The organism is Sphingomonas aurantiaca (assembly GCF_003050705.1).
Taxonomy (GTDB): domain Bacteria; phylum Pseudomonadota; class Alphaproteobacteria; order Sphingomonadales; family Sphingomonadaceae; genus Sphingomonas; species Sphingomonas aurantiaca.
Window position 1 is genome coordinate 16,930 of sequence record NZ_QAOG01000004.1, and the last position, 14,343, is coordinate 31,272.

12 protein-coding genes are annotated in these 14,343 nt (G+C 65.8%); 5 read left to right on the top strand and 7 right to left on the bottom strand.

Annotated elements, in window-relative coordinates:
* Positions 1 to 57 precede the first annotated feature (57 nt).
* Entirely contained in the window at positions 58 to 3,018 is a 2,961-nt protein-coding gene (locus C8J26_RS11720; RefSeq protein WP_107958252.1) for a TonB-dependent receptor, read from the bottom strand.
* A 203-nt stretch (positions 3,019 to 3,221) separates the two neighbouring features.
* Between C8J26_RS11720 and folE the strand changes: the two genes are divergently transcribed.
* The 4 genes from folE (at position 3,222) to C8J26_RS11740 (ending at position 5,750) form a co-directional block, all read left to right on the top strand.
* Positions 3,222 to 3,860, top strand: a complete 639-nt coding sequence (gene folE, locus C8J26_RS11725) for a GTP cyclohydrolase I FolE (protein ID WP_107958254.1) — start codon at positions 3,222 to 3,224, stop codon at positions 3,858 to 3,860.
* Positions 3,857 to 4,618 carry an SDR family NAD(P)-dependent oxidoreductase gene (locus C8J26_RS11730; RefSeq protein WP_107958256.1) on the top strand — a complete coding sequence of 254 codons (762 nt, stop codon included), beginning with the start codon at positions 3,857 to 3,859 and terminating at the stop codon, positions 4,616 to 4,618. Before folE ends, C8J26_RS11730 begins: the two co-directional genes overlap by 4 nt.
* The gene (locus C8J26_RS11735; protein ID WP_107958258.1) at positions 4,611 to 4,967 is read left to right on the top strand and encodes a dihydroneopterin aldolase; all 357 of its coding nucleotides are present in this window, start codon (positions 4,611 to 4,613) and stop codon (positions 4,965 to 4,967) included. The genes C8J26_RS11730 and C8J26_RS11735 overlap by 8 nt, the downstream gene beginning before the upstream one ends.
* Positions 4,968 to 5,072: 105 nt before the next feature.
* Positions 5,073 to 5,750, top strand: a complete 678-nt coding sequence (locus tag C8J26_RS11740; RefSeq protein ID WP_107958903.1) for a type 1 glutamine amidotransferase domain-containing protein — start codon at positions 5,073 to 5,075, stop codon at positions 5,748 to 5,750.
* Positions 5,751 to 5,792: 42 nt separating this feature from the next.
* Here C8J26_RS11740 and leuA read toward each other — a convergent pair whose 3' ends face one another.
* From leuA to miaA, 6 genes are all read right to left on the bottom strand, one after another.
* Entirely contained in the window at positions 5,793 to 7,451 is a 1,659-nt protein-coding gene (leuA, locus tag C8J26_RS11745) for a 2-isopropylmalate synthase (protein WP_107958260.1), read from the bottom strand.
* Between the two features lie 193 nt (positions 7,452 to 7,644).
* A complete protein-coding gene (locus C8J26_RS11750; RefSeq protein WP_107958262.1) occupies positions 7,645 to 8,250 on the bottom strand; it encodes a YceI family protein in 606 nt (201 codons plus the stop codon).
* A 535-nt stretch (positions 8,251 to 8,785) separates the two neighbouring features.
* Positions 8,786 to 9,805 (bottom strand): ketol-acid reductoisomerase, encoded by a 1,020-nt coding sequence (gene ilvC, locus C8J26_RS11755; protein ID WP_031439771.1) that lies wholly within the window; start codon positions 9,803 to 9,805, stop codon positions 8,786 to 8,788.
* Between the two features lie 183 nt (positions 9,806 to 9,988).
* Positions 9,989 to 10,504 (bottom strand): acetolactate synthase small subunit, encoded by a 516-nt coding sequence (ilvN, locus tag C8J26_RS11760; RefSeq protein WP_031395186.1) that lies wholly within the window; start codon positions 10,502 to 10,504, stop codon positions 9,989 to 9,991.
* A gap of 138 nt (positions 10,505 to 10,642) precedes the next feature.
* Positions 10,643 to 12,391: an acetolactate synthase 3 large subunit gene (locus C8J26_RS11765; protein WP_107958264.1), complete on the bottom strand. Its 1,749-nt coding sequence runs from the start codon at positions 12,389 to 12,391 to the stop codon at positions 10,643 to 10,645.
* A gap of 82 nt (positions 12,392 to 12,473) precedes the next feature.
* Positions 12,474 to 13,397 (bottom strand): tRNA (adenosine(37)-N6)-dimethylallyltransferase MiaA, encoded by a 924-nt coding sequence (gene miaA / locus C8J26_RS11770; RefSeq protein WP_208631383.1) that lies wholly within the window; start codon positions 13,395 to 13,397, stop codon positions 12,474 to 12,476.
* On the opposite strand from miaA, the gene serB reads away from it, so the two are divergent.
* Positions 13,396 to 14,277: a phosphoserine phosphatase SerB gene (serB, locus tag C8J26_RS11775; protein ID WP_107958266.1), complete on the top strand. Its 882-nt coding sequence runs from the start codon at positions 13,396 to 13,398 to the stop codon at positions 14,275 to 14,277. The genes miaA and serB overlap by 2 nt on opposite strands.
* Positions 14,278 to 14,343: the final 66 nt, after the last annotated feature.

Here is a 14,343-nt window from a genome sequence, read left to right on the forward strand (position 1 = left end):
CGCCACCTCCCCTGGCGGGGGAGGATTGTTAGAGCCGCAGCCGGCGGGCTTGCCCGGTCAGAACTTGAACCCCGCCGCTACGCCATACCGCCGTGGTTCGATCGTGAAGATGTTGGTGAACAGGCCCGCCGACTGGTCCGTGACATATTGCCCGGTGGTCGCGTTGTTGTTCGCGAGGTTCTGCACGAAGCCGCGGACGTAGAACCGGTCTTCGCGCGCGTTGAGCTGGATCTGCATGTTGACCACCGCATAGCCCGGGATGCGATCGACCGCGGTATTGAAGATGCTCGCCGCGAACCCGCCCGTATAGTTGAGGTCCGCGCGCGGGACGATGTTCATGCCGTTGGCGAAGTCGATCGTGTACTGCGCGCCGACCGACCATTTATAGGTGGGCGCCTGCGGCAGGCGGTTGCCGCGGATGTTGGTCGTCACGCCGTCGAGCACCGATACGCCGCTCGCCGCCGCATTGGCCTGCAACACGCTGCAGATGCCGAACGCACCGGTCGCCGCGACCGTCGGGATCGCGGTGGGTGCGCGCAGGCCCACCCGCGCATTGACCGCCGCGACATAGCCGTTCGCCAGCGCGGCATTGCCCGCCACGTTGGGGACGACGACGCAGTTCGATGCGTTGGTGATGTCCTTGATGATCACCGCGTCCGCACGGCCCCCCGACACGTCGCGCGGGTTGACGAGGAACTTGTCGCTCGACACCTTTGAATGCAGGTAGCTCGCATTCATGTTGACGACGAATGCCGGGATCGGGCTCATGATCGCCTCGGCCTCGACGCCGTAGATATCGGCGTTGACGTTGTCGTTGACCGAGGTGCGTGCGACGATCCGGCTCAGCTGGAGGTTCTTATACTGGTAATAGAAGCCGGTGAGATTGAGCCTGAGCTGGCCGCCGCCAAAGGTATTCTTCGAGCCGATCTCGTACGCGTTGACCTGTTCCGGATCGAACGTGCTGCTGACGTTGAACAGCGGCAGCAGCGGCGGGTTGATCCCGCCCGATTTATACCCGCGCGAATAGGAGGCGTAGAGCAGGTTGTTCTCGGTGATCCGGTAGTCGAGCACCGCGCGACCGGTCAGCCGCGAGAAGCTGACCTGCGCATTGGCGAATTCCTGCCGGCCGGGCAGGTTGGGGTCGAAATCGACCGTGCCGTAGTTCAGACCCTGTTCGATGCCCGTCGCGCCGATCGGCGTCAGCACGTTGAGCGCGAGGTTGCGCGCCTGGTCGGTCTTCTTGTCGTGATTGTAGCGCAGACCGACAGTCAGCTTGAGCGCGTCGGTGAACTTGAAATAGGTCTCGCCGAAGATCCCGTACGACTTCAGGCGGAACTCGGTATCGCTGTTGCGATAGAACGGCGTCGACAGGAAATAGCCGTTGCCTGCGGGCAGCCCGAGCCCCGCCGCGTTCGCCGAGCCGAGGATGCCCGAGGCGTAATCGAGCCCGAAGGCGTTGACGAAATAATCGGTGTTGGTCGATTTGCTGTCGACATAGATGCCGCCCAGCAGGAAGTTGAACATCCCGTCGAAGCTGCTGTCGAGATGCGCTTCGGCCGAATATTGGCGGTTCACCTGACGCGAGCGATCGAAGTCGAGGCTCTGTGCGTAACAGCCGATCGAGTTGCCGCCATAGACGCCGACATTATTGGGGTCCGCCGCCGACTGGCAGACGCCGCCCGCGGGGCCGTTGGGGATCAGCGTCTGCCGCACGCCGTTGAGGAACGCGAATGGCGAGCCGGTGCGGGCGAGCGCGTTCAGCGTGGCAAGCCCGGCATTGTTGGTGAGCGAATTCTCGACTGCAAGGTTGTAGTCGGTGCCGCTGTCGACGACGTTGCGCGTGTAGCCGCCGGTGAAGTTCAGGCTGAGCGGGCCGAAATCATGGAAGATCTTGGCGGTATATTGCTCTTCCTCGGCGAAATAGGTCGGGCTGTAGTCGAGCGACACGGTGCGGACGTCGGCCGGGTTGACGACACCGGCATAGGTATCCTGGCCGTAGAGGCTCTGCAGGCCGAAGCGCGCGAGCGCGGGGTTGTTGACCGCGAAGAACTCGCTCGAGCTGAGCACCGCGGCGAGCGTCGAGTTGCCGTTGGCGGTCTCGTTGGCGAGCCGGTCGGGCAGGCAGCCCAGGATCCCGGTCGGGTCGCGGTGGCACAGCTGCTTCTGCAACCGCGAGCGATCGTCCTTCTCGCGGAAATACGACCCGATCAGGTCGATCCGGGTTGCGCTGGTCGGCTCCCAGGACAGCGTACCGCGGACCGAATAGAGATCGCGGCCATCGATGTCGCGGCCGTCATACAGGTTCTTGGTATAGCCGTTGCGGTTGAGATAGGTGCCCGCGACGCGGATGCCGAGCGTGTCGGTGAAGGGCAGGTTGAACATCGCCTTCACGCGCTTCGAATCGTAATTGCCATATTCGAACTCGGCCGCCGAATGGATCGCGGAGAGATCGGGCTTGGCGGAGATGAAGTTGACCACGCCCGAGGTCGCGTTGCGACCGAAGAGCGTGCCCTGCGGCCCGCGAAGGACCTCGATCCGTTCGAGATCGAAGAACTCGCTTTCGAACAGGCGGGTCGTCACCAGCGGCATGTCGTTGACGTGGATCGCGGTCGCGGTGTCGCAGGTCGCGCCGGTGCACAGGTCGCCGATCCCGCGGATCGTGAAGCTCGACGTGGTGAAGTTGGTCTTGGTGAAGGTGATGTTGGGCAGCGTCTGCTGGAGCGCGCTCGGGTTGACGATCTGCTGCTTGGCGATGTTGTCCGCGGTAAAGGCACTCACAGCAATCGGAACGTCTTGCAGACGCTGCGATTGGCGTTGCGCGGTAATCACGATATCCTGCGAGGCGTAGGCGCTGGATGGGGTGTCGGCCGGGGCGGTCTGCGTGGAGGGCGCCTCCTGACCGGGGCCGTTGGTGGGCGCGGTGTTTTCAGCGGACGTGGTGGTCGCGGTCTGCGCCATTGCCGGCGCAATCGACAGGAGTATCATCGCCGATGCGGCGAGCAATTCGAACTTTGCCATGGCAGTCCTCTCCCCGATCGTGCCGGTCTTTGCCGATTCACGATTTAGTTTTTCAGGTATGGCGAAGTAACGACTAAAAAAATCAACCGTCAACGCTTTTTGAGGCCTGTTTTACGGGTATTTACGCGGCGTTGCTCAAATGAAACAGTTGCAAAAGAGGACCCATGTTCCGATGTTTGGGTATGTAGATAAAGGGTGTTGCGATGCGGGATGAAACGGGCGGGGCAGAGGACTGGTCCGCGGTCGCCAACCAAGTGGGTCCCGATGGCAAGCCGATTGTGCCCGAAGACGTAGCGTCGGCGATCCGCACGCTCATCCGCTGGGCGGGGGACGATCCGACCCGTGAGGGGCTGCTCGATACGCCGCGGCGTGTTGCACGTGCGTGGAAGGAATATTGCGCGGGCTATGGCGACGATCCCGCCAGGCATCTCGAACGCGTGTTCGAGGAAGTCGGCGGTTATGACGAGATCGTGCTGCTCAAGGACATTCCGTTCCAGTCACATTGCGAGCATCACATGGCGCCGATCATCGGCAAGGCGCACATCGCGTACCTGCCCAAGAACCATGTCGTCGGCATCTCGAAGCTCGCGCGCGTGCTGCACGGCTTTGCGCGGCGGTTGCAGGTCCAGGAGCGGCTGACCGCGGAGGTCGCGGATTGCATCTGGGACAATCTCAAGCCGCAGGGCGTCGCGGTGGTGATCGAGGCGACTCATGCCTGCATGGCCGCGCGCGGGGTGCGGACTCCGGGGGTGACGATGGTCACGAGCCGGATGATGGGCGTGTTCCGCGACGATGAGCGCAGCCGCAAGGAAGTGCTGTCGCTGATGGGCGCGCGCGCATGAGCCGAACCGTCCTGGTGACGGGCGGGGCGAAGCGGCTGGGCGCGGCGATCGCCCGTCGGCTGGCGGCGGACGGGCATGCGGTGGTCGTGCATCAGGGGCATTCGCCTGGCGAGGCCGCTGCGCTGGTCGACGAGATCGTCGCGACGGGCGGACGCGCGGCGGCGGTCGAGGGGGATCTGGGCGATCTCGGTGCGATCGGCGACCTGTTCGCGGCGGCGCGGGCTGCGATCGGGGGGGCGATCGACGGGCTGGTGAACTGCGCGTCGAAGTTCGAGTTCGACCGGCCGCCGGCGGTCGATCCGGCGCTGTTTGCGGAGCTGGCCGCGATCAACTGCGGGGCGCCGGTGCTGCTGGCCTCGGCGCTGGCGTCGCAGGAGGACGTGCGCGATGGCGCGATCGTCAATCTGCTCGACCAGAAGGTGGCGAATCTCAATCCCGACTTCTTCTCCTATAGCTGCGGCAAGATCGCGCTGGAGGGGGCGACGGTGATGCTGGCGCAGGCGCTGGGGCCGCGGATCAGCGTCAATGCGGTGGCACCGGGGCTGACGCTGCCAAGCGGCGACCAGACCGATGCCGAGTTTGCGGCGGTGGCGAGCGACAATCTGCTGAAGCGGCCGGTCGGTGCGCAAGCGGTGGCGGACGCGGTCGCGTGGCTGCTTGGCGCACAGGGCGTGACCGGGCAAATGGTGTTCGTCGATTGCGGGCAGCGGTTTCTGGCGCGTGATGGCGACGTGATGTTTGAGGGGCGGCATGGCTGAGTTCACGACGATCCTCGACGGGCTCGAGGTGATGATGCGGCTGGGGATTCATCCGCACGAGGTGGCGCCGCAGCGCGTGGTCGTCTCGGTCGAGATGACAGTCGTGTATCCGGGGCGGCTCGGCGAGGATGCGATCGGCGAGGTGCTCGATTACGACTTCGTCCGCGAGGGGATCCTTGCGATGGCGGCGGAGCGACCGTTCGCGTTGCAGGAGACATTGTGCGAGGCGATCGCGGCGCTGTGCCTTGGTGACTCACGGGTGCGGCGGGTTGAGGTCGAGACGATGAAGACCGATATCTACCCAGACGCCGCGATCGGGTGCCGTATCGTGCGGGAACGCGCGATCTAGTCGAAGCGATAGTCCCACGATCGGGCGCATTTGGTTACCGAGAGCGGCGCCGATCCTGAAGCCGGTTCGTTCCCTCCCCATACCCCCCTTATCCGGAGACTTATGGTGAACATTCTCGTCGTTCTCACCTCGCATGCCGATCTCGGCGATACCGGCCGCAAGACCGGCTTCTGGCTCGAGGAGCTTGCCGCACCCTATTACGTGTTCAAGGATGCCGGCGTATCAATCACGCTCGCCTCGCCGGCGGGTGGCCAGCCGCCGCTCGATCCGAGCAGCGCGAAGCCCGACGCGCAGACCGATGCGACGCGTCGGTTCGAGGCGGATGCCGAGGCCAGCGCGGCGCTCGCCGACACGCGGAAACTGTCCGAGATGAAGATCGCCGACTTCGACGCGGTGTTCTATCCGGGTGGACACGGCCCGCTCTGGGATCTCGCCAACGATAAGGCATCGATCGCGCTGATCGAGACGACCATCGCCGCGGGCAAGCCCGTCGCGCTGGTCTGTCATGCGCCCGGCGTGCTCCGCGACGTGAAGGTGGCCGATGGGTCGCCGCTCGTCAAGGGGAAGACGGTCACCGGCTTCACCAATACCGAAGAGGCGGCCGTTGGGCTCAGCGATATCGTGCCGTTCCTCGTCGAGGATATGCTCACGCAGCAGGGTGGCCGCTATTCGAAGACCGCGGACTGGGGCGTGCATGTCGTCGAGGACGGCTTGTTGATCACCGGGCAGAACCCCGCCTCGTCAGAAGACGCGGCAAAGATGCTGCTGGCGAAGCTCGCCTGAGGGAACGGCCACCGGCTTGACCGGTGGCCGCCCTTTTCGGTGTCAGGCGCGGTTGGCGGCGCTGAGGACGGCGCGGACCGAGGCGGTCGCGATGTCGGTGTCCATGCCGACGCCGAACACCGTCTTGCCCGCCGCGGTCCGGCATTCGACATAGGCCGCGGCTTGCGCGTCGGCGCCGTGGCCGATCGCGTGCTCGTTATAATCCACGACGTCGAGCGTTGGGCCGGTCGACTCCGCGATCGCCGCGATCACGCCCGAGATCAGCCCGTTGCCGCGGCCCGAGATCGACCGCTCCTCGCCATCGATCGCCACGCGGCCGATGAAGACGCGCTGGCCCGCGGTGCCGCTTTCCTCGTAATCACGCAGTTCGACGCGGTCGTTCGCCTGCGGCATGTATGTCCGCTCGAACAGGCCCCAGATGTCCGCCGCGTTCAGTTCGCGGCTCGTCTCGTCGGCATAGGCCTGCACATGACGGCTGAAATCGGCCTGGAGCCGCTTGGGCAGCTTCAGCCCCTTGTCCTGCTCGATCACCCAGGCGACGCCGCCCTTGCCCGACTGCGAATTGACGCGGATCACCGCCTCGTAGCTGCGGCCGAGATCGGCGGGATCGATCGGGAGGTAGGGGACTTCCCACAGCGTGTCGTTCTTCGCCTCCTGCGCGGCGAACCCCTTCTTGATCGCGTCCTGATGAGACCCCGAAAACGCGGTGAAGACGAGATCGCCGGCATAGGGCGTGCGCGGGTGGACGGGGATGTTGGTGCAGTAGTTGACCGTGTTTACGACGCCGTCGATGTCCGACAGGTCGAGCTTCGGGTCGACGCCTTGCGTGTACATGTTGAGCGCGACGGTCACGAGATCGCAATTGCCCGTGCGCTCGCCATTGCCGAGCAGGCAGCCCTCGACGCGGTCCGCCCCCGCCATCATGCCGAGCTCGGCGGCGGCGACGCCGGTGCCGCGATCGTTGTGCGTGTGCAGGCTGATCGCGACCGAGTCACGATTCCGGATGTGGCGGCCGAACCATTCGATCTGGTCGGCATAGATGTTCGGCGTCGCGCATTCCACGGTGGCGGGCAGGTTGAAGATGATCGGGTTGTCGGGCGTCGGCATCAGCACGTCCATCACCGCCTCGCAGACCTCGAGGCTGAACTCGAGCTCGGCGGTCGAGAAGGTCTCGGGCGAATATTCGAACTGCCAGCGGACGTTCGGCTGCTTGGCGGCCTCGTCGCGCAGCACCTTGGCGCCGTCGATCGCGATCTGCTTCACCTGCGCGCGGTCCATGCCGAACACGATCTTGCGCCACGCCGGGCTGACCGCGTTGTAGAGATGGACGATCGCGGTCTTCGCGCCGACGAGGCTGGCAAAGCTCGTCTCGATCAGGTCGCGGCGCGACTGCGTCAGCACCTGGATCGACACGTCGTCGGGGATCCGGCCGGTCTTCACCAAGCCGGAGATGAAGTCGAATTCGGTCGCGCCCGCGCTCGGGAAACCGACCTCGATCTCCTTCAGCCCCACCTTGCAGAGCAGGTCAAAGAAGCGAGTCTTTTTCTCGGCATCCATCGGGTCGATCAGCGCCTGGTTACCGTCGCGAAGATCGGTCGACAGCCAGCGCGGCGGCTTGACGATCGTCTTCGACGGCCATTGGCGGTCGGGCAGGTCGATTTGCGGGAAGGGTCGGTATTTGGTCGATGGGTCGCGCAGCATGGCTCGTGTCTCTCGTGATCGGGAGCGTTCGGGTCAGCCCTTAGGCGCGAGGCGCGGGGGCTGGCCACCACGCAAACGATCGGCGCGCCTAAGGGCGCGTAAGTCGAAGCAGCAGGAGGCGACCGTGAGACATTGCGTCTTCCCTATCGCGCGGACACGGTAAATGTCCAGCGCGATAGGGCAGGGTTACGTATTATTGCGCAGCGAAGGCCGCGTTGATCGTCAGGTCGACCTTGTCGGACACGACGGGGGCATAGGCACCGATGTTGAAATCGCTACGCTTGATCGAGGTCGTCGCGCGGAAGCCGAAGTTCAGCTTCTTGTTCATCGGGTTCGCGCCGGCGCCGACGAACGTGGCCTGCAGCACGACCGGCTTGGTGACGCCCTTGATCGTCAGATCACCGGTGATCGTCGCCTTGTCGCCGGTCGCTACGACCTTGGTCGAGACGAACTTGGCGGTCGGGTAGGTCGCGGCGTCGAAGAAGTCCTTCGACTTCAGATGGCCCGCAAACGGGGCGGCGGTCACCGAAAGCTGGTCGATCGCGAAATTGACCTCGACCTTGGTCGCGTTCGGCTTGGCGGGATCGATCGTGATGCTGCCGCCCGACGCGCCAAACTGCCCTTCGAGCATCGAGAAGCCCATGTGGTTGACCTGCCACGTGACCTGAGTGTGGTTGGGGTCGACGGCATAGGTACCGGCGGCGACGCGCGCCTTGACGGGGGCGCCGGGGACGGCGGCGGTCTGGGCCAATACCGGCGCGGCGGTGAGGGCGAGGATCGTGGCTAGGACTAGGCGCATGCGGGGTCTCCTGTTTGAGGCGCGATGCTGGCCGAGCGGCTGCGCTGCGTCAAACGGCGTTATGCCAACGCTGTGTTTCGGATTTGGGTCGGTGGGGGGGTAGCTTGTTCCCCCGCGGATGCGGGGGCCCAGCTAAACCACGATCACTGCCCGAGACCCTGGGCCCCCGCCTTCGCGGGGGAACAAGGGCGGCTGGGGGGGGGGGGGGTAGCGGGAGCGAGGGTAGCAGGGAACGGGAGTGGTGTCGGAGGAGGAGTGGTGCAGGAGCGGGAGTGGTGGGGGAGAGGAGCGCTTACCCCCAAAACGCCACCACCCCGGCGAAGGCCGGGGCCCAATTGGGGGGCGTCGGTAACGGAGGATCGTTCTCCGTTACTACAACCTTTCCAATTGGACCCCGGCCTTCGCCGGGGTGGAGTGAGGGTGTTGGGGCAACCGAAGCGCACTCTCCGCGCCCGCCCGTCGGCCACGGCGAAGCCGCGCCCTGTGGGCGGGCTCCGTCGCGCCGGCCGCGCTCACGCGCTATCGCGCGTTCGCGTCAGTTCTTCGCCTTGTCGACCAAAGCGTTCTTCCCGATCCACGGCATCATCCCGCGCAGCTCGCTGCCGATCTTCTCGATCGGATGCGCCAGCGCCTGCTTGCGGGCGGCCTTCAGCTCGGGCTGGCCGGCGCGGTTGTCGAGGATGAAGTTCTTCACGAAGCGGCCCGACTGGATGTCGGCCAGCACGCGCTTCATCTCAGCCTTGGTCTCCGAGGTGATGATCCGCGGGCCCGTGGTGATGTCGCCATATTCCGCAGTGTTCGAGATCGAGTAGCGCATGTTGGCGATCCCGCCCTCATAGAGCAGGTCGACGATCAGCTTGGTCTCGTGCAGGCACTCGAAATAGGCCATTTCGGGCGCGTAGCCGGCTTCGGTCAGCGTCTCGAACCCGGCCTGGATCAGGTGGGTGATGCCGCCGCAGAGCACGGCCTGCTCGCCGAACAGATCGGTCTCGCATTCCTCGCGGAAGTTGGTCTCGATGATGCCCGAGCGACCGCCGCCGACGCCACTGGCATAAGCGAGCGCGATGTCGTGCGCGTTGCCCGACTTGTCCTGGTCGATCGCGATCAGGCAGGGGACGCCGCCGCCGCGGACATATTCGCTGCGCACGGTGTGGCCGGGGCCCTTGGGCGCGATCATGATGACGTCGAGATCGGCGCGCGGCTCGATCAGGCCGAAATGGACGTTGAGGCCGTGCGCGAACGCGATCGTCGCACCCTGCTTCAGATTGTCGTGCAGGTCGGTCGCGTAGATCGCGGCCTGATGCTCGTCGGGGGCGAGGATCATGACGATGTCCGCCCAGGCGGCCGCCTCGGCGTTCGACTTGACCGCGAAGCCGGCCTCGATCGCCTTCTTGGCGGTGGGCGATCCTTCGCGCAGCGCGATCGCGACGTCCTTGACGCCCGAATCGCGCAGGTTCTGCGCATGCGCATGGCCCTGCGAGCCGTAACCGACGATCGCGATCTTCTTGTCGGTGATCAGGTTCAGGTCGGCGTCGCGATCGTAATAGACACGCATTGGGGGAGTCCTTTCTTGAAGCGTTGCATTGGGAAGCTTCGACGCCCGCACATCCGTCATACCAGCGAACGCTGGTATCTCATGCGGCTCTTGGGGACAGGAGCCGCGGGGAGACCCCAGCGTTCGCTGGGGTGACGGAGTGGGGGCGACGGGCTTCGGTAAAAATCGTGGTCGGGTGTTAATTCAGGCCGGCTCTTTGCCGCGGGCGATCGCGACGATGCCGGTTCGGGCGACCTCGATCAGACCGACTTCGCCCATGAGTTCGACGAACTTGTCGATCTTGTCGATCCCGCCGGTCACCTCGAACACGAAGCTCGACGTCGTCGCATCCACAACGCGTGCGCGATAGACGTCGGCGAGGCGGAGTGCCTCGATCCGGTGGTCGCCGGTGCCGCGCACCTTGACCAGCGCCAGCTCGCGTTCGACGTGCGCGCCCTGTGCGGTCAGGTCGGTGACCTTGTGGACGGGGACGAGCCGGTCGAGCTGCGCGAGGATCTGCTCCATCGTCGCCGGCGACGCGCTGGTGACGATCGTGATGCGGCTGACCGCCTTGTCGGCGGTGATCTCCGACACGGTCAGGCTCTCGATATTATAGCCGCGCGCGGTGAACAGGCCGGCGATCCGGGCGAGGATGCCGGGTTCGTTGTCGACGATGACGGCGAGCGTATGCCGCTCGGCCTTTTCCTGGGATATGTGCATGGTTTTTTTACTCTCCCCTTCCGCTTGCGGGAGGGGTCGGGGGAGGGGAGGCGAGGGCTGCCGACGATCTGTCCATCAGGCCCTCCCCTAACCCCTCCCGCAGGCGGGAGGGGAATTCAGTTGCGATCCTGACAATCATCACACCAGCGCCTTCGCTTCGTCGTCCATCGTGCCCGACACTTCGTTCGCCTGCAGGATCATGTCGGTATGCGCCGCTCCGCTCGGAATCATCGGGAAGCAGTTGGTCAGCTGCGACACGCGGCAATCGACGATCACCGGGCCGTCATGGGCCAGCATCTCCGCAATCCCGCTGTCGAGCTGGTCGCGCGTCTCGATCAGGATGCCTTTCCAACCGTAAGCCTCGCCCAGCTTCACGAAATCGGGCAGCGAATCCGAATAGCTCTCGGCATAGCGGCTCTCATAGGTGAGTTCCTGCCACTGGCGGACCATGCCCATATACTGGTTGTTGAGGATGAAGATCTTCACCGGCAACCGGTATTGCGAGGCCGTCGCCAGCTCCTGGATGTTCATCTGGATCGACGCCTCGCCGGCGATGTCGATCACCAGCGCGTTCGGGTTGCCGAGCTGCGCGCCGATCGCGGCGGGCAGGCCGTACCCCATCGTGCCGAGACCGCCGCTGGTCAGCCACTTGTTCGGCTTCTCGAAACCGAAATGCTGCGCCGCCCACATCTGGTGCTGGCCGACCTCGGTGGTGATGATGGGGTTGCGTGCGTGCGTCGCGTCGAACAGCGCCCGGATCGCGCGCTGCGGCATGATCTCGTTCGGGTCGTTCTCAGGGAAATCGAGGCACTTCACCGCGCGCCAGCCGGCGATACGACGCTGCCAGTCAGTCGTGTCGGGCTTGGGATGCTGGCGGCTCTTCCAGATCCGCACCATGTCCTCGAGCGCATGGCCGACGTCCGCGATGATCCCGAGATCGACACGCACGGTCTTGTTCACCGACGAGCGATCGATGTCGATATGCACCTTGCGCGAGTTCGGGCTGAACGCGTCGAGCCGTCCGGTCACGCGGTCGTCGAACCGGCTGCCGAGCGCGACGACGAGGTCGGCCTGGTTCATCGCCATGTTGGCCTCGTAGGTGCCATGCATCCCGAGCATCCCGAGCCACTGCTCGCCGCTCGCGGGATAGGCGCCGAGGCCCATCAGCGTCGACGTCACCGGCGCGCCGGTGATGCGGACGAGCTCGCACAGCAGCTGGCTCGCGGCGGGGCCGGAATTGATGATGCCGCCGCCGGTGTACAGGATCGGGCGTTCGGCCGCGGCGAGCATGTCCACCAGCTGCTCGATCTGCGACTGGTCGGCCTTCACCTGCGGGCGATAGGTCTTGTGCTGGATCGGGCCGGGCTTGGCGTAGCGCGCGGTGGCGACCTGCACGTCCTTGGGAATGTCGACGACCACCGGCCCCGGGCGACCCGAGGTGGCGATGTGGAACGCCTCGTGGATCACGGCGCCCAGGCGGGCGGGGTCCTTCACGAGATAATTGTGCTTCGAGCAATGGCGCGTGATGCCGACGGTATCGGCCTCTTGGAACGCGTCGGTACCGATCAGCGCGGTCGGCACCTGGCCGGTGATCACGACCATCGGGATCGAATCCATCAGCGCGTCGGTGATCCCGGTCACCGCGTTGGTCGCACCGGGGCCGGAGGTGACGAGCACCACGCCGGGCTTGCCGGTCGAGCGGGCATAGCCCTCCGCCGCGTGCGTCGCCGCCTGTTCGTGGCGCACCAGGATGTGCTTGATCCGGCCACTGCGGAACAGCGCGTCGTAGATCGGCAGCACGGCACCACCCGGATAGCCGAACACGACCTCCACGCCGAGATCGCACAGCGCCTCGATCAGGATATCGGCTCCACTCTTCTCGGTCATCACGTCATAATCCTTTCGAATGCGCCGCCTTTAGCGCCTCGTGGAGGGGGCGGCTACCGATATAAAAGATGCGTGTCAAACATCATTTGAGCAATATAGTTTCAAATTGCTGCAGGCGCGTTGGAAAATCGCGCGCGTCGGTGCGCGTCCAGGCGGCCGGTGGCTGGTGTCGGAGCCAGGTATATTGCCGCTTGGCGTAGCGCCGCGTGGCGAGTGATCCGGCGGCTATCGCGTCGGTCAACGACGTCTCGCCGCGGACTAGCGCGGCGATCTCGGGGACGCCGATCGCGCGGCGGATCGGCGCGTCCTGCGGGATGTCGGTGCGGGCGAGGAGTGCGGTAACTTCCGCTTGGCTCGTCTCGGCCATCTCGGCGAAGCGCTGGTCGATGCGCGCGTTCAGCCAGTCGCGGTCGGGGATGAGGATGAGCGCGCGGACGTCGAGGCGGTCGCCGATGCCGCCCGCCCGTTCGGTCTGCCAGTTGGCGAGCGTACGGCCGGTGCCGCGGACCACCTCCAGCGCGCGCGCGACGCGTGTCGTGTCGGCCGCGTTGAGCCGCGCGGCGGCGGGCGGGTCGAGCTGCGCAAGCGCGGCATGCGCCTCGGCGACGGGGAGCGCGCGGATCTGCTCGCGAAGCGCCGGGTCGATCGCGGGGACGGGGGCGATGCCGTCGAGCAACGTGCGGACGTAGAGACCCGTGCCGCCGACCAGGATCGGCAGCCTGCCCTCCGCGAGCGTGGCGTCGATCGCGCGCGTCGCCTCGGCGGCCCAGCGTGCGGCGGAATAGGTCGCGTCGGCGGCGTCGACATGGCCGAACAGGCGGTGCGGCGCGCTGGCCTCCTCCTCGGCCGAGGGGCGCGCGGTCAGGATGCGGAGATCGGCATAGACCTGCGCGGAATCGGCGTTGATGACGACGCCGTTGTGCGCGGCGGCGATGGCGAGCGCGAGCGCGGACTTGCCGCTCGCGGTCGGCCCTGCGATGAGCGCGACCTTCGGGAGATTATTCATGTTCACGGCAACGCTTATAGCCTCGGGCACGCTGACCGCAGGCGATATTTCGACCGCGATGGACCGGCTGCGCGATGCCGGATGCGCACCGGGCGCGAGCGGCTGGATCGACGAGGGCGATGCCGCCGACCTGATCTTCGGGATGGCACCGGATGCGGCGCGCCGCGCGCTCGAGGGGGCGTTCGCGCAGACCGATGTGGTCGTGCAATCGAGCCTGACGCGGACCAAGACGTTGCTGGTAGCGGATATGGATTCGACGATGATCACCGTCGAGTGCATCGACGAACTCGCGGATTATGCGGGCATCAAGCCGCAGATCGCGGAGATCACCGAACGTGCGATGCGCGGCGAGCTCGATTTCGAGGCGGCGCTCGATGCGCGCGTCGCGCTGCTCAAGGGGCTGGCGGAGAGCGACATCGAACGGTGTCTCGCCGAGCGCGTGACGATCATGCCGGGCGCCAAGCCGCTGGTGCGGACGATGCGGGCGCGTGGCGCGCTGGCGGTGCTGGTCTCGGGCGGGTTCACGCGGTTCGCGGAGCCGGTGGCCAAGGCGATCGGCTTCGACCGCGCGATCGCCAATGTGCTCGAGGTCGCGGGTGGCGTGCTGACGGGGACGGTGACCAAGCCGGTCGTCGGGTCGGCGACGAAGCTGACGACGCTCAACGCGGCGATCGCGGAGCGGGGAATCGCGGTGGCGGAGTCGCTCGCGGTGGGCGATGGCGCGAACGATCTGGCGATGATCGAGGCGGCGGGATTAGGGGTCGCGTATCACGCGAAACCGATCGTCGCGGCGGCGGCGGCGGCGCGCGTGGATCATGGCGACCTGACCGCGCTGCTCTATGCGCAGGGTATCGCGCGGCGGAACTGGATTGTGGACTAGCTACCCGTACGATCCTCCCCCGCCGGGGGGAGGTGGCGCCGAAGGCGACGGAGGGGGCGGACACGA